The sequence below is a fragment of the Pedobacter sp. MR2016-24 genome, from assembly GCF_026239655.1.
Classification (GTDB): domain Bacteria; phylum Bacteroidota; class Bacteroidia; order Sphingobacteriales; family Sphingobacteriaceae; genus Pedobacter.
Map to the genome: position 1 here is coordinate 221,122 of NZ_JAPIVO010000004.1, position 21,030 is coordinate 242,151.

10 protein-coding genes are annotated in these 21,030 nt (G+C 42.2%); 7 read left to right on the forward strand and 3 right to left on the reverse strand.

Annotated elements, in window-relative coordinates:
• Position 1: 1 nt before the first annotated feature.
• The gene (locus tag OQX62_RS12120) at positions 2-6,529 is read right to left on the reverse strand and encodes a polyketide synthase (protein ID WP_265831801.1); all 6,528 of its coding nucleotides are present in this window, start codon (positions 6,527-6,529) and stop codon (positions 2-4) included.
• 415 nt (positions 6,530-6,944) lie between these two features.
• Entirely contained in the window at positions 6,945-7,793 is an 849-nt protein-coding gene (locus tag OQX62_RS12125) for a cupin-like domain-containing protein (RefSeq protein ID WP_265831802.1), read from the reverse strand.
• Positions 7,794-7,996: 203 nt separating this feature from the next.
• Here OQX62_RS12125 and OQX62_RS12130 point away from each other — a divergent pair, with 203 nt between their 5' ends.
• Genes OQX62_RS12130 through OQX62_RS12150 form a run of 5 tightly spaced genes read left to right on the forward strand, consistent with a single transcriptional unit; the run spans position 7,997 to position 17,162 of the window.
• A complete protein-coding gene (locus tag OQX62_RS12130; RefSeq protein ID WP_265831803.1) occupies positions 7,997-9,313 on the forward strand; it encodes a Pycsar system effector family protein in 1,317 nt (438 codons plus the stop codon).
• Between the two features lie 8 nt (positions 9,314-9,321).
• Entirely contained in the window at positions 9,322-11,367 is a 2,046-nt protein-coding gene (gene ppk1 / locus OQX62_RS12135) for a polyphosphate kinase 1 (protein WP_265831804.1), read from the forward strand.
• Positions 11,339-12,202: an SdiA-regulated domain-containing protein gene (locus tag OQX62_RS12140; protein WP_265831805.1), complete on the forward strand. Its 864-nt coding sequence runs from the start codon at positions 11,339-11,341 to the stop codon at positions 12,200-12,202. The genes ppk1 and OQX62_RS12140 overlap by 29 nt, the downstream gene beginning before the upstream one ends.
• Positions 12,203-12,208: 6 nt before the next feature.
• Positions 12,209-14,569 carry a GAF domain-containing protein gene (locus OQX62_RS12145; RefSeq protein WP_265831806.1) on the forward strand — a complete coding sequence of 787 codons (2,361 nt, stop codon included), beginning with the start codon at positions 12,209-12,211 and terminating at the stop codon, positions 14,567-14,569.
• Positions 14,562-17,162: a BamA/TamA family outer membrane protein gene (locus OQX62_RS12150; protein ID WP_265831807.1), complete on the forward strand. Its 2,601-nt coding sequence runs from the start codon at positions 14,562-14,564 to the stop codon at positions 17,160-17,162. The genes OQX62_RS12145 and OQX62_RS12150 overlap by 8 nt, the downstream gene beginning before the upstream one ends.
• Before the next feature lie 81 nt (positions 17,163-17,243).
• Here OQX62_RS12150 and OQX62_RS12155 read toward each other — a convergent pair whose 3' ends face one another.
• Positions 17,244-18,038, reverse strand: a complete 795-nt coding sequence (locus tag OQX62_RS12155) for a hypothetical protein (RefSeq protein WP_265831808.1) — start codon at positions 18,036-18,038, stop codon at positions 17,244-17,246.
• 257 nt (positions 18,039-18,295) lie between these two features.
• On the opposite strand from OQX62_RS12155, the gene OQX62_RS12160 reads away from it, so the two are divergent.
• Together OQX62_RS12160 and OQX62_RS12165 are read left to right on the forward strand one after the other, a co-directional pair.
• Positions 18,296-19,702 carry a glycogen synthase gene (locus OQX62_RS12160; RefSeq protein WP_265831809.1) on the forward strand — a complete coding sequence of 469 codons (1,407 nt, stop codon included), beginning with the start codon at positions 18,296-18,298 and terminating at the stop codon, positions 19,700-19,702.
• Positions 19,703-19,713: 11 nt separating this feature from the next.
• Entirely contained in the window at positions 19,714-20,988 is a 1,275-nt protein-coding gene (locus tag OQX62_RS12165; protein ID WP_265831810.1) for a glucose-1-phosphate adenylyltransferase, read from the forward strand.
• Positions 20,989-21,030 lie beyond the last annotated feature (42 nt).

The window sequence follows — 21,030 nt, forward strand, 5'->3', positions numbered from 1 at the left end:
TTTAATTTTTATTGACTTGTAAATACTTCCCTGGCTGCTCCGGATCGTTAATAAACCAAGCTGGATTGCCATTCTGGTCTTTGCCCATTCTGGCGCCGGCAGTAGGAGGGGTATTCAGGTCATTCTGTTTTTTCTGTACGTTCACTTGACCGGTAACCGGGATAAGGTTTACGGCCAAAAGCTCTTCAATACTTTCTCTGAATTTAGCGGATATCAATTCAATCTCTTCTTTTGTATGTGCTTCTGTTAAAAAGCAGGGGAAATTATCCCAGATATGAATTCCTTTCTCCCGCATCAACGTAAATAACAGCTCGCTGTATGGGTATTCTTCTTTGAATTTGATCTTCCAAAGCGAACCAAAAGAAACGGCATGCAGAGGTAGTTTAAACTCATCGGCAGTAGTATTCAATAAATCTGATAACATCGCGGTATTTTGATTTAAGGTGTTTTGTAAGGCAAGACCTCTTTCTTTCATATAGTCTAAAGTAGCTTTACCAGCAGCGAGGGCAAGTGGGTGGCGTACAAACGTACCGGCAAAGTAAGTGACTCCTATTTCCGGATAAGAATCATCGCCATATTGCCAGAAACCACCGTCCAGTGCGTCCATATACTGTTTCTTTCCTGCTATCGCACCAATAGGGAGACCTCCACCGATGACTTTGCCGTATGTTCCTAAATCTGCTTTTATTCCGAAAATAGCTTGCGCTCCTCCCTGATGTGCACGGAACCCTGTAATGACTTCATCAAAAATTAATACTGTTTCAGACTGCAAAGTGATCTCCCTTACTTCTTTAAGGAAAGCTACCGGCTGGAATTCTGGTCGCCTGCTTTGGACTGGTTCTACTAACACCGCAGCTATTTCATGTGCCCGGTCTCTGATAATCCGAAGACTTTCATCTGTCCCATAATCAAGGATCAGCATATTCTGCACCGCCTCCGGCATAATTCCCGGCGCAGCCGGAAAACTTTTAAGTTTTTTAGTGCCGCGTATAATTACCTCATCATTAATACCATGGTATGAACCTGAGAAGGCAACAATGAGAGATCTTCCCGTTACTGTCCTGGCAATACGAATAGCACCTAATACTGCCTCTGATCCTGTATTACATAGTGCTGCACGATCAAAACTGGTAAATTCACAAATCAGTTTACTTACATCACCTGCCAGTTCATGCTGTGGGCCAATTTCATAACCCTTATCAATCTGAGCCAGGATGGCTGATTTTAACACCGGATGCTGGTAGCCAAGGAGGTTAGATCCGAAACCGTTAAGTGCATCGATATATTCGTTTCCATCAATATCCCATAGGTGACTGCCCAGGGATTTATTGGTTACGATAGAATAAACGATTTCTTTTGTATAGGGTTTGAAGCCGGAAACTACCCGCGGGTCTGCCATGTAGGAACGGTGAGTCTGTGTATAATTTTTACTGCCAGCAGTTTTTTGATTGTAGCGTGCGGTTAAGTCGTCCAGAAACTTTTTCTGATAGGGCTCCAGTGCTGTAGCACTTTTTTCAATTCTTGCTGTAGCACCAAAAGGTTTTTTTATTTCTATGAGTTCTTCCGCAGAAAGTTCAGTGAGGGAAAGATTGACTGGCTCTGTTTTAGCGGATGGTACCTTTACTGGAGCTGGTATAGCTGCGGCAGCCTGGACTGGTGCGCCAGTCATCAGCTCAACCTGTTTGGAAAGCAATTGTAGCTGTTGCGCAATTAACCCCAGGGCAGAATCAGACGGTACAAAATTAGTTGACATTGCGTTAAGGACTGGCGCCGTATAATTTTGACTGACAGGAGCCTGTATAGACTGTGCAGGTTCAGGTGGCAATGTGTTATCAATAAATGCAGCAAGCGTATCAATAGTTGAATATTCTTCATTTAATTGCCTGAAGGTGATAGGCAGAGCAAATTCCTTTTTTAAGGTGATGGCAACTTGTGTGAGCAGTAAAGAATCTAAGCCAATTTCAATAAAGCTCATATCAGGCGTAACGCCCTCCATTTCTATACCGGAAGCATTTTCCAGAATGACTTGTATTTGATGAATTAGTGTGTCTTTCCTCATGGCAGTGAAGGTGTTACTTTGGGGTTCAATGGTAATATTAGTTTGTATGGGTCCTGGGTTTGCCCAATACCTTTTCTTATGATAAGTATATGTAGGCAGGTCTATACGGCGTCTGTTTTGTCCGCTGTAAAAAGATTGCCAGTCTGGTGTAATTCCGGCCAGCCAGATTTTTCCCAATGCATGTAAGATGGAATCATAAGCACCGGTAACTTCTTTTTTGTCCAGGGAAGCTACGGCAGAAAACGATGTTTTCGATTCATGCTGGTAGGCTAACGTCGTACATGTATTCCCAGGCCCCACTTCAAGCAATACTGGATTGTCCAGCTCAAGAATAGTATCAAGCGCAGGAGAAAACAATACAGTGTTTCTCAGGTGGTTAGTCCAGTAAGTTGGGGCTTGTGCTTCTGCGTCGGTGAGAAACTTGCCTGTTACTGTAGAGACTATAGGTTTTTGAGGTTTGTTTAATTTGATTTCGCTGACAACTGCTGAAAAATCTTCAAGAATCGGATCCATCATTGCAGAATGGAAAGCATGACTGGTCAGTAGTCTCTTATGTAAAATCTTTTCTTCGTCCAGTTTAAGCTGGAAGCCATCTATTACTTCATCATGACCTGCAATGACACAAAGTTTAGGACTGTTTACTGCAGCGATTGAAAGATGATCAGGCAGTATATCCCGAATATTTTCAATTGATGACCGTACGCTTAACATACTTCCTTTGTTTAACTTACTAACCATCAATCCCCGGGTAGCGATAAGTTTCAAGCCGTCTTCCAAAGAGAAAACACCGGCTAAATGTGCAGCTACATATTCTCCAATGCTATGTCCGCAAAGAATTGAAGGTTGAATTCCCCAGCTCATCCATAGCCTGGACAGTGCATAGGAAGTGATAAACAGTGCAGGTTGTGTGTACTTTGTATCGTTCAATATTGCCGCTGCTCCGGTATTACCACTATCCGCATAAATGATATGGCGTATGTCTTCTTCAAGATAGGCAGACAAAATTACAGCACATTCATCAATTGCTTGACGGTAAACACTTTCATTCTGGTACAGCTCAGCACCCATGTTGATGTACTGGGCTCCCTGACCAGGGAATAAAAATACTGTTTCTCCGGGTAATTGTTTAAGCTGACTGTTTATATTAGTTTGATCGAGTTCGATATTTAATTCTTCAAGACTGCCGGCGATACTAAAGCTGCGGTAATTAAAATCTTCTCTGCTGGTCTGAAGTGTATATGCGGCATCAGCGAGATTAAAATCCTCTTTCGTATGTATTGCATGTTGTAAAGCATACTTGTAAGTGGCCAGGCTTTCGGATGATTTGGCAGACCAGGTAATGAGTTGTTTAGGCCTTCCTTTATCCGTATTTAAGGGTGTTAGATGATCATGTTCTTCTACGATTACGTGTACATTAGTACCACCAACACCAAAGGAACTTACTCCCGCTCTTCTTGTATGCTGTGTGTCCCAGGCTTTTAATTGCTGGTTCACGTAGAATGGGGAATCTGTAAAAGATATATTAGGATTAGCTTGCTTGTAGTTAATAGAGGGTGGAAGTTCTCTATGATATAGCGCAAGCGTTGTCTTGATCAATCCTGCAACTCCCGCTGCGGCAGTCATGTGCCCCATATTGCTTTTGATAGAACCAATAGCACAGTATTGATGAACTGACTGCTCCCCGAAGGCCAGTTTTAAGCCTTCAATTTCAATGGGATCACCTAATGGTGTTGCTGTTCCGTGCGCTTCTATGTAAGTAATCGTTGCAGGGTCAATTGCTGCATCGCTGATGGCCATCGCTATTGCTGCCGACTGCCCCTCTGTACTTGGAGCAGTGAAACTGCCTTTATTATTTCCGTCGTTATTTATACCTATACCTTTAATGACACCATAAATGGTATCCCCGTCGCGTAATGCAGCATCGAGTGTTTTTAAAAGTACCACTCCTGCGCCGTCACTGAAAACAGTACCGGTTGCTTTTTCATCGAAAGACCGGCAATGTCCGTCTTTACTTAACATTGCACCTTCCTGATAGATATGGCCGCTGTAGATAGGGGATGATACACTTGCTCCTCCTGCAATAGCTACGTCGCACTGATTTTTACGCAGACTTTGAACTGCTTGTGAAACGGCAAGTAAAGACGTAGAGCAAGCTGAAAAAACACTCACTGCCGGACCTTTTAGATCGAGTTCGTATGCGGTCCTGGAAGAGATGTAGTCTTTTTCATTGACCGTCATCACCTGAAAGCTCCCAACCTGACTGATCAGTTCGGAGTTTCCTGCTATGTTATTGGGATAATAACTGTTATTGCCTGAGCCTGCGAAAACGCCAATGAGGCCATCGTAAACGGCAGGGAGGTGTCCTGATTTTTCCAGTAGATCCCTGCTGATTTCCAGAAATATCCTTTGCTGAGGATCCATCACTTCAGCTAATTTGGGACTGATACCAAAAAATGCGGGATCAAATAGTTCTGCGCCATTGATAATACCTCTGGCACTAACATAATCCCGATCTGCTTTTATTTCTTCAGGAATAGCAGCATCAAGTTCCTCTTTTTTGAAGAACGTCGTAGTTTCTTTTCCGTTTCGCAGTACATCCCATAATTCATCTATAGTATCTGAACCCGGGAATCTTCCGGCCATAGCAATGATAGCAATAGGCTGGGAATTATCTTCATTAGAGGTGCGCTCACTTTTTCTGGTTTTTGGTGAAGCGGTACTCAGAAAATTTATAATTTGAGCAATCGTCGGAAACTGATAGAGTTTGGTAATGGGTAACTGAATATCATCAGCAGCACGTAATTGAGAAACGGTTTTTAGTGCCAGCAATGAATTGCCACCCAACTCAAAAAAATTATCATTTATACCTACTGTATCCAGCTCGAGCACCTCCGACCAGATACCTGCAATTTTTTTCTCCAGCGCAGTTTTTGCTGATTTATAGAGTACCGATAATTCCGGTCTTTTACGTTCCGGTAGGGGCAGTGCTTTTTTATCGACTTTTCCACTTGTTGTTTTCGGCAATATATCCATCCATATAAAAGAAGAAGGAATCATATAATCCGGTAACTTGTTTTCAAGCTCTTTTCTTACTGCTAAGGTATCTTGTAAGCCATTATTAGTGACGAGGTAAGCAAGCAGTTTGCTCTGCCCGGCTGTATCACTTCTGGCGATCACTATGGCCTGTTGAATTCCGGGAATGTTGTTCAGTGCTACTTCAACCTCTCCTAGTTCAATCCTGTACCCACGGATCTTAACCTGATCATCTCTTCGTCCTAAAAATTCAATTGTTCCGTCTTGTTTATAATGAGCGAGATCTCCGGTCAGATATGCCCTGGTTGCCGTTCCCTGAACGTCAATTACCACGAATTTTTCTGCAGTTAGTTCTGGCCTGTTGATATAGCCCTCTGCAAGACTGATACCTGTTATGGCCAGTTCTCCTGTCTGGCCATCCCGGAGAATATTTTTTTGTTCGTCCAGGATATAAATACTTGTTTGATCAATAGGAACGCCAATATTAGGCAACAATGGCCATGTTGCAGGAGAACCACGAAGAATCAGTTGTGTAACTACATGGCATTCCGTTGGCCCGTATTGATTGTAGAGATGGCAATTGGCTAAACCTTCAAAAAATGCTTTTACCTGCGGCGTGGTTTTTAACTGTTCACCGGCGGTAATCACTTCTTTTAAGCTTTGTGGATATATAGATCTGCTCACTGCCGCTTCGGCGAGAAACTGAAGTGCAACAAAAGGCAGAAAAATTCTTGCGACGTTGTTCTCTTCGATGTGAGTTAATAAATTAACCGGATCCAGTCGCAGGTCATCATTAATTAACACCAGCGTTGCACCAGTCGTTAACGTTGCAAAGATCTCCTGAAATGAGACGTCAAATGTGAGTGGAGAAAATTGCAGTGTCTTGGTTCCCGGACCTGCAGAAGAATTTTTATGCTGCCATAAAATCAGGTTCAGCATTGCTTTCTGTGTCATATACACACCCTTTGGTACTCCTGTTGAGCCTGAGGTGTACAACACATATATATTGGGATTTTGTTCAGCAGTTAAAACCGGATTCGAATAGGAATTTGGAACATCGCTTATTGCTGTTATTCCAAATTCCAGGAATAATTTTTGGTCATTGCTATTTGCAGTATAGAAAAAGTTGATTCCCGAATCCTTAATTATTTGTTGCAGTCTCTGTTCCGGATAAGAGCTATCTAAAGGTAAATACGCTTTGCCTGATTTTATAATGGCGAGAACACCAATAATCATATCGATTGAGCGATTGGTACTTATGCCAATCAAATTCTCATCATAAGCAGAATTGAGGATTTCGGAACTTAATTTTGCAACTTTTTCTTTTAATGATGCGTAAGTAATGGAGTTATTCTCAAAAGTTATAGCTACGTGATCAGGAAATTGATTTGCTGTTAGGTCGAAAAGTTGGTATATAGTTATCGGTTGAGCTATCATATAGTCAGGCTAGATTCGGTTTCTTATAATAGTATTGATTTAACATCGATACATCTAAGAGTTAAAGAATTAATATTAAGCTATATTGTTTCCGTTTAAAAAGCTTATCAATTATCATCAGACAGAGATTTAACTCGCAGTTCTCTTATACTGTGCACTCTATTTGCTGATCAGTCCTAAGCAAAACTAATAATTTTTTGAAATAAAATGTAGTTGCTGCTTTATTAATAAGCATAAATTTTGTTACCTAAGTAAGGTTACAGGTAATATTAAAATATTTTCGTGATAAAACGCAGCTTATGCCAGCAATTAGAACCTTTAATTTTATAGATACTATATCTCACCCACATCTTATTTATTTCAAACATGTTGCGGCTCCGGATCGCTTAGAATTCCACAGATAGTATTTCAGGCACTAGCCTTTTAATTTACATATGATGCTGGATGCAATTGCATAGCCTGAAGCTGCCAATGCTTTTACCGTTCCACTTTCCTCTTTTTTAAAGTTCCATACATCACTCAGAAACATAGGGAAGTTCTTGCTGTTTAGCTGATCAAAAGCTACGGAAATTGTAGGATTAAGGGAATAAGCAGAGTGCCACATGCCAAAAGGTATATACAATGTTTCACCTGCTCCGACAGTAAACCGTATGGGCGTCGCATTTTTAAATTTAGGATGTTTGTCATAGTCAGGTTCAAACATATTAACCTCAGATCTCCATTGGTTTTTTCCGTTCACGTATAAAAATTCTTCCTGCCCTCTTGGGAATACCGTGAATTCCTTTTCGCCATAAAGTTGATTGATCCATGCACTCAGGTGATAATAGTCCTTATGGACATAGGGGAATCTGCCTCCCGGACCACCAACGAATAGTTCTGTAATTCCACCCCAATGACCGCGTTGAAAGAGTTTATCTTCCAGCCAGTTAGGCTTGGCGTAATTCAGGTTCAAAGGACTTAAAAGATCAAGTAATTCAGGAAGTTTTGTGTTGATATTAAACGTGAGCGGATATGGAGCTGGTTTCTCTAATGAACTTTGCTCCACCAGATCCATTACCTCTTTAATGGTATATGGCTTACCAGTTAGTTTATCAGTTACATCACTTTCTCTGTCTGGATAATTCTCACGAAACCAATCAGGTGTAAACAAACCGTTTGCTTTCCATACTTTTGAAGCATCAGTAAAAACAAGAGGAATTCCCGGATTATGGTGTTCTTCCATAAATTCCTCATAGCTGATGTTTGACTTTCTTTGTACTTCCATAAGAGCGCTAATTAAAATTGCAGGATAAATATCAAGCAAATTATTTGGATTCCAAAACGATTACCAGGCAATAGATGTTATTGCAATTAAATTCGTTAAAGACATTTATGTATTTTGTAAATCCTGAAACGATTTATTATGCGAAATACAGGTTCCTCTCATTTACTGTTCTATTTAACAATTAAAACTACCATATTTATAACATGAATTATCTTGAAGTATTAGACCAGGTAAGAACCCACGTTGCCGGCCTGTTTCACGCTCAAAAAGATGACAGATTAATCTATCATGACCTGGTACATACTGAGGATGTGGTTAAAGCTGTTGTAAAAATCGCCAATCACTATCAGCTGTCTGATCAGGATTTTTTTATAGTCAATACTGCCGCATGGTTCCATGATACAGGCTATTTAACTGATTTTACTGAACATGAGGCCAGGGGTGCCGCATCTGCGAGGGAATACCTCAGTTCAAAAAGTGTGGATCCGGAGGTAATTGAGCAGGTAGCGAATTGTATCCTGTCTACAAAGATGCCGCAGCATCCTGTTGGCTTACTGGAGCAGATTGTGTGTGATGCTGATCTTTTCCATTTAGGTGGTGATTCCTTCAGGGAACGCAATAAGTTGATGCGCAAGGAGGCACAAGCTTGTGTGGGGAGAGATATTGATAAGGCAGACTGGCGTTTAAAAACGATCTGGCTGTTCGAAAATCACCATTACCATACGGCATATGCGCAGGAACTGCTGACGGCGAAAAAAGAAATGAACCTGGAATGGCTGAAAGAGAAAGCTTCTGAGGAACTGGATAAAGGGGAGAAACACAGGAAAGAAGAAAGTCATAAAAAAGAAGAAACGAACAGCAAAATTGAAGAGGCTGACAGTAAAATGGAAATGAGTAAAAAGGATAAAGAAATAGAAAAACATCTGCAGGATATCATTGCTTTAAAAACAGCTGAAGATGATAAACCGGCAAAAAAGAAGAAAAGTGACCGTCCGGAAAAGGGAATTGAGACCATGTTCAGGATTACATCAGGCAATCACCAGCGCCTGAGTGATATGGCCGATAATAAGGCACATATCATGATCTCGACGAATTCTATCATTTTATCGGTTATACTAAGTATCCTGCTACGCAAGCTGGAAGATAATCCACATCTGATTATTCCTACGCTGATCTTGCTGATCATTTGTGTGGTAACGATGGTATTTTCAATTTTGGCTACGCGGCCCACTGTGCCACCGGGAACCTTTACGCAGGAGGATATCAGGGAAAGACGGACCAACTTACTGTTTTTTGGTAATTTTTATAATATGAGCCTGGTGGATTACAACGCTGGTATGCAGGAGATGATGGAAGACAGAGAGTTTCTTTATGGTAGCCTGGTGCGCGATTTATATTCGCAGGGGGTTGTTTTAGGACGAAAATACCGCTTGCTGAGAATAGCTTATAATGTATTTATGTTTGGAATTATCGCTTCTGTACTTGCTTTTGTGATTGCTTCGGCTATTGTAGCGCTTTAAACTGATTTATGGAACAATATTCATTCTTCAACCGCGATTTAAGCTGGTTAAGTTTTAATGAAAGGGTATTACTGGAAGCGGAGAGCCCAAATGTGCCCTTGTTGGAGCGTATTAAATTTTTATCTATTTACTCTTCTAACCTGGATGAATTTTACCGGGTAAGGATGCCTGTTTTAATGGCGATTGATAATTTTGACGAGAGCAGCGGACTGGAAAATGCTTATTTTAAAGCTACTTTCCTGATCAATCAGCAGCAGGAACGTTTCGGTCATATCTTAAAGAACGATATTTTACCGAGACTGCTGAAGGAAAATATTCACTGGCTCTACAATGAACCCATTCCTGAGCGGATTGAGGAAGAGGTTTCAGGTCTTTTTTTTAATGAAGTACTGGCTTTTATCGGTCTCTATTCTGTAGAGCAGGACAGCGGGGCGTTTTTTGCGGAAAACAATAAATTGTACCAGGCAGTAATCTTATCGAATGCTGCAGGGGTAGAAAGACTGGAACTGATCACCATTCCATCGGATGTATTACCACGATTATATGCCGTAGATAGTAAGGAAGGAAAATATATCGTATTCCTGGATGATATCATTAAACATAACCTGGCTTATCTTTTTCCTGATGAAAAGATTGCTGGTGTGTTCAATATCAAGATTACACGGAATGCGGAACTGAATATCAAGGATGAACTGGAGGAAGATATTACAGCGGCGCTGGAAAAGGAACTGAAAAACAGGGATCTTGGATTTGCGACACGCTTCTTATGTCAGCCTGACATCCCTCTGCGCTATTTATATCGTATGATATACACATTGAACTTATCTAAAGCTTCGGTGGTGCAGGGCGGTTTTTACCATAACCTGAAAGACCTGGGAGGTTTTCCGCTGAATGATGCGGAACTGAGTTATCCGAAATGGCCCGCTCATACCTGTCTGCATATTCCGAAAGGGGAAACGCTGTTCAGTGAGATCGCGAAGAGGGATATCATGGTACATGTACCTTACCAGAAGTATGATGCAGTGCTGCGGTTTTTTAACGAAGCGGCAAATGACAGTTTTGTGGAGGAAATCTACGTGACTTTATACAGGGTGGCCGACCATTCGAAGATTGTAAATGCGCTGATGACGGCAGCGAGAAACGGGAAAAGGGTGACGGTGATGGTAGAGCTGAAGGCCAGATTTGATGAGGCAAATAATATCAAATGGGCTTCGCAGATGAAAATGGCAGGGGTGAAGATTATCTATAGTAAAAATGACCTGAAGGTACATGCGAAGGTAGCCCTGGTGAAACGGACGGTGAGAGATCAGACTTCCTACCTGGGTTTGCTGGCTACGGGTAACCTGAATGAATCTACGGCAAAATTTTATACAGACCACGTATTACTGACAGCTCATCAGCCGATGTTGCTGGAACTACAGCAGCTTTTCGGCTTTTTAAGTAAGAAAAAGAAAAAGCCACTGCTGGAAGACGCTATCAATTTTGAGCATCTGCTGGTAGCGCAGTTTAATCTGCAGCAGAAATTCCTTTGGCTGATTGACAGGGAAATTGAACATGCGAAAGCGGGCAAAACTGCCTGCATCAGGATCAAATTGAACAACCTTGAAGAGAAAGTGCTGATTTCAAAATTATATGATGCCTCGGTTGCAGGGGTTAAGGTAGAACTGCTGGTGCGCAGCGTATGCTGCCTGGTTCCTGGTGTGAAAGGTCAGAGTGAAAATATAACGGTAAGAAGGATTGTAGACAGGTACCTGGAGCACGGAAGGATTTTTGTTTTTCACAATGACGGGGATCAAGAAGTCTTTATGGGGTCGGCCGACTGGATGAACCGCAATATTTATGGAAGAATTGAGGTCTGTTTTCCTGTTTATGCAAGTGATCTGAAAAACAGGCTGATGGAGATACTTGATCTGCAGTTTAATGACACTGCACAGGCAGTAGAGCTAAATGAAGCACTGCAGAATAATTTTATTAAAGGGGATGCAGGTTTGCGCTCTCAATGGGAGATTTATCAATATACATCAAATGAAAAGATTGAATATAAAAGTATATAGTGCCGTGTTGGTATTAGGTGTTCTGCTGGCCTGCAAGGCTTCTGTAAAAGATTTTACGAGTCCGAAAGGTTATGACCTGAACCATCCGGAAAAATTTAATATGCCGGAAAGTCTGCTGGAAATCTCCGGCATTGCTTTTCACCGGGATAAAGGGGATACGATCTATTCTATTCAGGATGAAGATGGCCGGTTGTTCAGGCAGGGATGGCACAATAAAAAACAGCAGCATACTGTTTTCGGTAAAAAGGGGGATTACGAGGATGTCGCGATTTTGAATGAAACGGTTTTTGTGCTGGAAAGTAAGGGAACCTTGTATGCATTTCCTTTTGCTGATGCAGTAAAGGAGAAACCGGATAAGGTGAAAGAATTCAAGAAGATTCTTCCCTCTGGTGAATATGAGAGTATGTATGCGAATAATCAGACCAACCAGCTTTACCTGCTGTGTAAAAATTGTAAAGGTGATAAAAAGTCGGGCGTCATGTCTGGTTCTATTTTTACCTATAATGCGGCAGACCAGCAGTTGATTCCTTCAGGAGAGTTCTCTATGGACCTGTCGGCACTGATTGAGGCGGGTGATATTTTGAAAACAGGATTGAAAGCATCGGCATTAACAAGGGATCCGCATTCCGGAGAGTGGTATATCTTGTCTTCTGTGAACAAGGTGCTGATTGTTGCCAGTCCCGATTGGAAAGTGAAAAGTGTACATCGCTTAAATTCTTCTATCTTTAATCAGCCGGAAGGCATTGCTTTCGATGAAAACATGAACCTTTATATTTCCAATGAAGGGGATGAACTGACGTCGGGCAATATTTTGAAATTCAATTACAAGAAATAAGAACTTATGCAGGCTATACCGTTGGATTTGAGTAAAGGTGTTTTCGGCAATGATCATTGCGTGATTAATGCGGATATTCGCTTTTCTTTAAAACCTTTTATCAGTTTTATCACTGAGCGTATAGCGACGGAGAAAACGGCAAAGGTTAATTTTTATAAATATTTACTGAGTCAGTTTGAAGCTTTTCCTGAACTGGATCAGCCTATAGCCCCGGAAGATACTGTAAAGTATCATCATCTTTTTGAGCTGATTTATACGGCATTATCTCCTTTGCTGAATGATGAGCATGAGCAGGTATGGGCGATCAGCAAGCCAATAACGCCAAGTTTTTATTATGGTACTGATGCTTTCTACAACATATTGCTGGATAAAGACAACAAACTGAAGGGTGGCTTAACACTGCCCTCAAAAACGGAAATGGAGAAAAGTATGCTCACCAATTTCTACGATCTGATCCTGGATAAGTTTTATCATATTTCTTTGGGTAGCTCGAAATATATGGTGAAGTCTGTGCTAGATGAAGATACCCACCTTTTAAAGTATTACCGCTTAAATGTTGATGTCCGTTTTATTGAGGTGAAGTGTAAAACGGAACTGCCGGAAATTTCTAAAGAAACCGCAAAAGAATACCTGAAGGGGGATGAAGATAATCTGGAGGTACTGCAAAGGATACTGCCGGCTGAATTATTTACCATTGAAGGTTTGTCTATTATGACCATGACTGATGTCACCGCGGAATATGCGCTGGAGTCTGTTAAAAATGCAATCATAGACCATAACAAATGTGAAGAGGGCTGGAGCAGTGACCGGATTTCTGTAGCCTTAAAGTCGCTGGTGGGCACGGACGGGATTGATTTCGGCCTCTTGCCTTATATCAAGCTGAATTCAAAAACGATGATTTATAGTCATACGGGATTCGAGAGTATCATTATTCAGCAGGCAAAAGAAAATGGTTTGCCGGAGAAGGACTACACGGCATTGGTAGATTCATTTGTTGAGCACCCAAGACGGTTGATTTTTCCGGAGATTACGGAAGCACAGGCGGAGGAATATCCGATGCTGCGCCTGATTATGGATAAAGGGGTGAAGTCTTATGCGTTATACCCTTTATATTATAATGCGAAGCTGGTAGGTTGCCTGGAATTATATGCCAAAGATATAACAGCATTTAACGGCACTTCCATGTCAAGAATTGAGGGTGCATTTTCATTGCTGGCACAGCTGTTCCAGAATATTATTACGGATTTCAATTATGAGATCATGGGTATTGTGACGGATAAATTTACGGCACTGCAGCCTTCGGTTGCATGGCGTTTTTACCAGGCGGCATACAATTACTCCAAATCCGGAGCCCTTGATAAAGGCCTTTTAATTGAACCTGTTCAGTTTAAGGACGTGTATCCGTTTTATGCGGCGATTGATATCCGCAATTCGAGTATAGAGCGTAACCTGATGATCCGTAAGGATCTTTACGCGCATTTCGATATTCTGGAGACGATGCTGAGAAATCTGAAGTCGAAGTTCCCTGACGCATTAAAGGGAGGTTTCCCGCAGGAACACAGCGGATGGAAAGAGAAAGGTTTTGCGGATTTGACTGACAGGGAGATTATGCGCACGGATGATTACCTGCAGCGGCAGCTTCCGCCTTATTTAAAATTGCTGAGGGATGTGCATACTGAAATCAGGGATATTGTTGATGAATACTTTGAGCTTACTGCCCCGGGTGGAAAAATTTATGCCAACAGGGAGAACTATGAGCTAAGCATGCAGATGATCAATCACGCAGCAAACCGCCATCTGGATGAGTTTAATGCGACAATCCAGGAAATTTTCCCTTGTTATTTTGAAAAATTCAGAACGGATGGAGTTGAGTTTGATATTTACCTGGGCCAGTCTATTGCACCGGAGCTTAAGTTTACTGATGAAATTGTACATGATTTCCGTTTGAGGCAATTGCGGGTAATTGCTGAAATTGGCAGGACAACGGGTAACCTTACGGCGCATCTGCCTTTACCACTGGAAACAACGCAGCTGATTTTTGTGTATGAAAAACTGATAGATATCAGCTTCAGGACTGATGAGCAGCGGTTTGATGTGGAGGGAAGTTACAACATCAGGTACCAGATGGTGAAAAAAAGAATTGATAAAGCGCATGTAAAGGATAGTACAGAGCGACTAACGCAGCCGGGAAAAATAGCGATTGTTTATTTTAACAGCTCGGAAGCGCAGGAATACTTAGGGTACATTAAAATATTACAGTCGGAAGGCCTGCTGACCGAGGTTGTAGAGTATATAGAAATTGAAGAACTGCAAGGGGTGGAAGGTCTAAAAGCTCTGCGTGTAGAAGTAGCGAAGACTTATGAATAAATTAACAGGCATCATATTTATTGGTGTATTATCAGCTTCTACTGCTGTAAATGCGCAGCAAAACAGAACAAAGGATTCTATTACGATAGCCATATCTCCGGTATATGATTCTGTAAGCAATGCACACCGCTTTTTTCTGGGAGAAAGCTACCGCAAGTTATGGGCAGCACCGGTAAGGATGAGGATTCTTGACCTGCAGAAGGAACATGGTGGAATGACAGTACTGCAGCTGGGCGGTGGTATGCAGACACGTTCACTGCGCCTGAAAAGTGCTGACGGCAGGGAATGGGCATTGCGGACGGTGCAGAAATATCCGGAGCGGGGACTGTCTGAAAAGCTGAGAAAAACGGTGGTAAAGGATATTGTACAGGATCAGATTGCGACGAGTCACCCTTATTCTGCACTGGTGATACCGCCATTGGCAGATGCACTGGATATTCCGCATGCAGAACCTGAGATTGTATATGTGGGAGACGACCCGGGATTGGGTGAATACCGGAAGGACTTTGCGAATAACGTATACCTGATCGAAAACAGGTCGCCCGAAGAATTTGATAAAACGGATAACACCTTAAAAGCGCAGCGCAAGGTGGAAGAAGATAATGATACGCATATAGACCAGAAAATGGTGCTGAGGGCCAGGTTGCTGGATTTTATTGTGGGCGACTGGGACAGGCATGAGGATAACTGGCGATGGGCGAAGGAAGAGGACAAGAAAAAGGACGAGAAGGTATATATTCCGGTGCCGCGTGACAGGGACAAGGTTTTCTATAAGACTTCCGGAGTGTTCCCATGGGTATTATCTCACCAGTGGCTGAAAGCCAATCTGCAGCCTTATGCGCCTGAAATCAGGGCCGTAGATCAGTGGAATTTCAACCAGCGCTATTTTGACAGGTATTTTTTAAATGCACTGAGTGAAAAAGACTGGCGGGAGGAAATTAAGTATGTGCAGGATAAGTTGACGCCTGAGTTACTGGCCGGTTCGCTAAAACGCATGCCTGCCAATATTAATGCCATTGGTGGTGAGGAATTATTGAAGATCTTAATTGCACGCAGGGCGAGTCTGGAGAAAAGTGCGCTGGATTACTACCGTTTTCTGGCGGTTACACTGGATATCCCGGCTTCTGATAAAAAGGAATACTTTGAGATTGAACACAAGAAAAATGGTAATATTGAGCTCACGATACATAATATTAAAAAAAACGGTGAGACGGGCAGAAAGCTTTACCACCGTACTTTTGATGCGAAACTGACTAAGGAAATACGTTTGTATGGATTAGCTGGGGATGATGTTTTTGAGGTAAAGGGCGTTTCCCGTTCCCCGATCAGGGTAAGACTGATTGGTGGTGAGGGTAAGGACAAATTTGCGGTAGATCCGGATTTAAAGGCCAAAGGAAAAACTTTCATTTATGACCGGCTGGACGAAGGAAATGAGGTTCCTGATGCGGGACTGGCGAAGCTGAAGCTGGCAAATGATACGATGGTCAACAACTTCAACAAGAAGAGTTTTGTCTTCGACCAGTTTGGTCCGCTGTTCCATGTGAACTATAATCTTGACCAGGGCATACAGGCCGGGGCAGGGCTGATCCTGCAGAAGCAGGGTTTTAGAAAGGATCCCTATGCATCCAAGCAGGAGTTGTGGCTGGATTATTCGACAGGAAGGAAATCGTTTATTGTTACTTATGCGGGCGACTTTAAACAGGTGATAGGCAGGAACAACCTGAAGGTGAATGCGACCTTGCTGGGGCCGAATAACCTGAGTAATTTTTTCGGTCTGGGAAATGAAACCGCATTTATTCAGGATGAAGACGATGATGAGAACGAGGAGGCTGATGACAGGGGAATGTCTTATTACCGGAACCGATATGATTACCTGAAGACCGATTTTCAATTGTACAGGAACCTGGGGAAATGGACATTAGGGGGCGGTATTGCTACTGAATATTACACCAGTAGCCGCGGGGGCAATGATGAACGTTTCCTGAAAGATTTTAACCTTACAAATCCCGGGGAGGAGGTTTTCAATGACCGTGTATATGCAGGGCTGATCGCGAATGTAAAATATGATTCAAGAGATAATATTGCTATCCCTAAAAAAGGACTTTACTGGAATACAAGCTTTCTGGCCAGTCAGCAACTCAACAGGGGCCATGAAGCTTATGGTAAGGTAGAGACGGAGTTCCGGTCATACCTGAATCCGGGCCATGGTGGTTTTGTGATTGCGAACAGAATAGGTGGTGGTACAACTGTCGGTGATCCTGTCTTCTTTCAGCAGATGCAGTTGGGCGGAGTGCATAGCCTGCGTGGTTTTCATACCAACCGGTTCACAGGAAAGACCATGCTATATTATAATCTTGACCTGAGGATGAAGCTGTTCGACTTTACTTCATATATCGTTCCGGGATCCCTGGGTTTACTAGGTTTCAGTGATGTGGGAAGGGTTTGGCAACCAGGACAATCATCCGACCAATGGCACCACGGTTATGGCGGCGGTATTTATCTGATTCCGGCCGACCTGATTCTGATCCAGGCGGCTGTAGGATTTTCAAGGGAGAGTACAATGCCATATATCTCTATAGGTTTTAATTTTTAATTGACGAGGCCAGTGTATGACTGCCACCAATATCGGCTAACTTATTGGGGACAATCATACACTGGCTTCTTCAGCTCAGGGCTATTTGTACACTACTTTAGCATTTGAAACGTTCACAGTACCTTTTTTGTAGCTGAGGGTTTGAGGATATCCTGATTTGTTGTATACATAGGTATAACTTTGATCAGTGCTGCCATTTTCAGCAATCTTACGGTTGGTGATATTATTCACTGCAGAGGTGAGAAGCTGATCTCCTGTTCCGAGCGCAAACAGATCTGCATGTGCCACATGCTTAAATATAGCCTCCTTTTCATCGAAATTATAGGTTGCGGTTTCCTGAGTGGCTGTGCTGCGCTCGCTGAGCAGGTTTCCTGATGCAGTATAAGTTCTGACCCGCTCATTGAGCAGTTTTTTAGCCTTACTGTAGTCGCTCAGCCTGCTGAGCTGCCCCGCAGTATTGTATTCGAGCAGGCAGTATCCATCCGGACTGATACTGGCGCCGCTCACGCTATAGTGATTAATTCTCACTACCTGGCCTGTTGCATTCAGTACATATTCCGATTCGTGGTTGAGCACATTCTCCTTCAGGCTTTGGAAGGTGAGGGGCTGGTTGTTGCTGTCATACGTCAATACCGCAGCGCTTCCATCGCCGTATTCAATTTTAGTTAAATAATTGCCATTGCTGTAACTAAACAGCTGACCGGTATTTCCACTGCCTATCTTTACAGGCAAAAATTCAGCTCCCTGTTCTTCTTTTTCAGGTTCAGTAACAACAGGGGCCAGGTCATTTTCACTTTTTTCTTTTGTACAGCTCAGGCTTGTGCTGACTGCAAGTATGACTATAATCAGCATACGTTTTTTTAGTATTTTCATCATTGTAATTAATTTAGATTTAATATTTGTGTTAAATTAATTAAAATAGGATTTATGGTGTTTAAAAAGTTTAATATATTTCATCTTGAAATATTTATTCTATGTTTTGCCGTGTTTAGCGAATATTAAATACTTTTAGCAAATCCTGATGTTCATCACATTTTAAAAATAATTGAAAACAATGTGTGTTTATTCGGGTTATAACTCATATTTTAATAGAAAATTTCAAATCATTCTTAATTCCCGCCTGTTTATAATTTATGGAAATAATTCATCTGAGTGCCGAATGTTACCCTATAGCCAAAGTGGGGGGATTGGGTGATGTAGTTGGTGCTTTACCAAAATACCAGAATAAGCTGGGGCATTTTGCAAAAGTTGTAATGCCTGCATATAATACCAGATTTATGCAGGAAAATGAGTTTGAGGAAGTGTATAATTCATGGGGAAATCTTGGAGAGCGCGCTTTCCATGTCCGCATTAAACGAGAGCTGACCAATAAGCTGGGATTCGATTTATTTGTTGTACATATTGACGGTCTGATGGACCGTGATCTTGTGTATGGTTATCCTGATGATACGGAACGTTTTCTGGCCTACCAGATTGGTGTGCTGGACTGGATTAACCAATGGGAACACCGGCCGGACGTGATCCACTGTCATGATCACCATACGGGACTGGTTCCTTTTATGACGGCGAACTGCGAAAAATACAAGAGTCTGAATCAGATCCGTACGATACTGACTATTCATAATGCACAATACCAGGGACAGTTTGGATGGGATAAATTACATTATCTGCCTGCATTTGACCTTTGGAAGGCAGGTTTGCTGGGATGGAAAACAGCAATCAACCCGCTTGCATCGGCCATCAAATGTGCATGGCGTGTAACCACAGTATCGCCAAGTTATCTGGATGAAATCAGCCACAATGCAAACGGGCTGGAAGGACTGCTTGCGAGTGAACGTGGTAAATCTGCCGGTATCCTGAATGGGATTGATATTGAGGTCTGGAATACCGCAAATGACCCTATGTTAGATAAATGTTACACTGTCCGGACAGTAGATAGTGGAAAAAAGGCAAACAAAGAAGCGTTATGTGCTGTTTTTAACCTGGACCCAAAGAAGCCTTTATTTACTTTTATAGGCAGACTGGTTGGTGAAAAAGGAGCTGATTTGTTACCGGATATTTTTCACAATGCACTGGCACATAGCCATGGTAATATAAATATTTTGGTTTTAGGTTCGGGCGATCCGGTTGTGGAAGCGAGACTTTCGGAACTGAATAACTGGTTTCAGGGAAATTATAATACCTATATCGGTTATAATGAAAAGTTGTCGCACCAGATCTATGCAGGGGCAGATTTTCTGCTGATGCCTTCAAGGGTGGAGCCCTGCGGACTGAACCAGATGTATGCTTTGCGTTACGGTACGGTTCCTATAGTACGCAGAATTGGTGGCCTGAGGGATACGGTCGTGGATATAGGTGACGGTGGATTTGGTATTTGTCATGATCAGACCAGCATATGGGATGTGGGGCATGCAATAGGCAGGGCTTATGACTTGTACCAGGATAAAAAAAGAATAAAACAAATCCGTAAGGATATGATGCAGCTGGACCATTCGTGGGACAAGGCGGCTCAACAATATATAGACCTGTACCAAATGTAATTTTTAAATATATGACTGAAAAAGTTTTAGGAGTAATCCTCGGCGGTGGCCAGGGCTCCAGATTATCGCCGCTCACACAAACCCGTTCCAAGCCTGCTGTTCCGATTGCGGGAAAATATCGTTTGGTAGATATCCCTATTTCGAACTGCCTGAACTCGGGTATTCACCGCATGTTCGTACTGACGCAATTTAACTCTGCTTCATTAAATAAACATATAAAAAATACATACCACTTTAGTCACTTCAGTGATGCTTTTGTAGACATTCTTGCTGCGGAACAGACGCCTGATAACCCTACATGGTTTCAGGGTACTGCTGATGCGGTTCGTCAGACCATGCACCATTTATTACAGCATGAGTTTGAGTATGTGCTGATTTTATCTGGTGATCAGTTATACCAGATGGACTTTAATGAGATGCTGCTTGCGCATGAGGCAAGTGGTGCTGAAGTAACGCTGGCAACTATTCCAAGTACGGCAAAAGATGCAACCAGTTTTGGTATCCTGAAAGCTGATGAAGATAATATCATCACTTCATTTATCGAAAAGCCAAGTGCAGATCTTCTGGTGGACTGGTCTTCTGATACAGGTCCGGAAATGCAGGCTGTTGGTCGTAATTACCTGGCTTCAATGGGTATTTACATCTTTAACCGTGATTTACTGGTTAGAATTTTCGCTGAAAATCCTGATGAAAAAGATTTTGGTAAGGAAATTATCCCACGCGTGTTGAAAGAGCAGAAGGTATTGAGCTACCAGTATGAAGGATACTGGACGGATATAGGTAATATCTGTTCATTCTTTGAAGCTAACCTCGGACTAACGGATGATATCCCTGAATTCAACCTGTTTGATAGTCACCAGAGCATTTTCACGCGTCCGCGTATGCTTCCGCCTACAAAGATATTGAGTACGTCTCTGACAAAGGCTGTGATTGCAGAAGGATGTATCCTGAATGCGGATAGCATTGTGCACTCTGTGATTGGCATCCGTTCACGTATTGGTAATGGTACGTCTATTGAGAATGCATATATTATGGGTAGCGACCGTTACCAGACCCTTGCTGAAATTGCCGAAGAAAATGCTGCGGGTAATCCTTTGATCGGGATTGGTGATAACTGCAAAATCTCTAATGCCATTGTAGATAAAAACTGCAGAATTGGTAACAATGTAGTGATTAATGGCGGTACACATCTGGAAGACGGAGAATTTGATTTCTACGTGATTAAGGATGGTATTGTTGTAGTGAAAAAAGGCGCTGTTGTTCCTAATGGAACTGTGATCGGTTAGCAGGACAAATATATTTTTAACAGAAAAGGAAAGCTATATGGC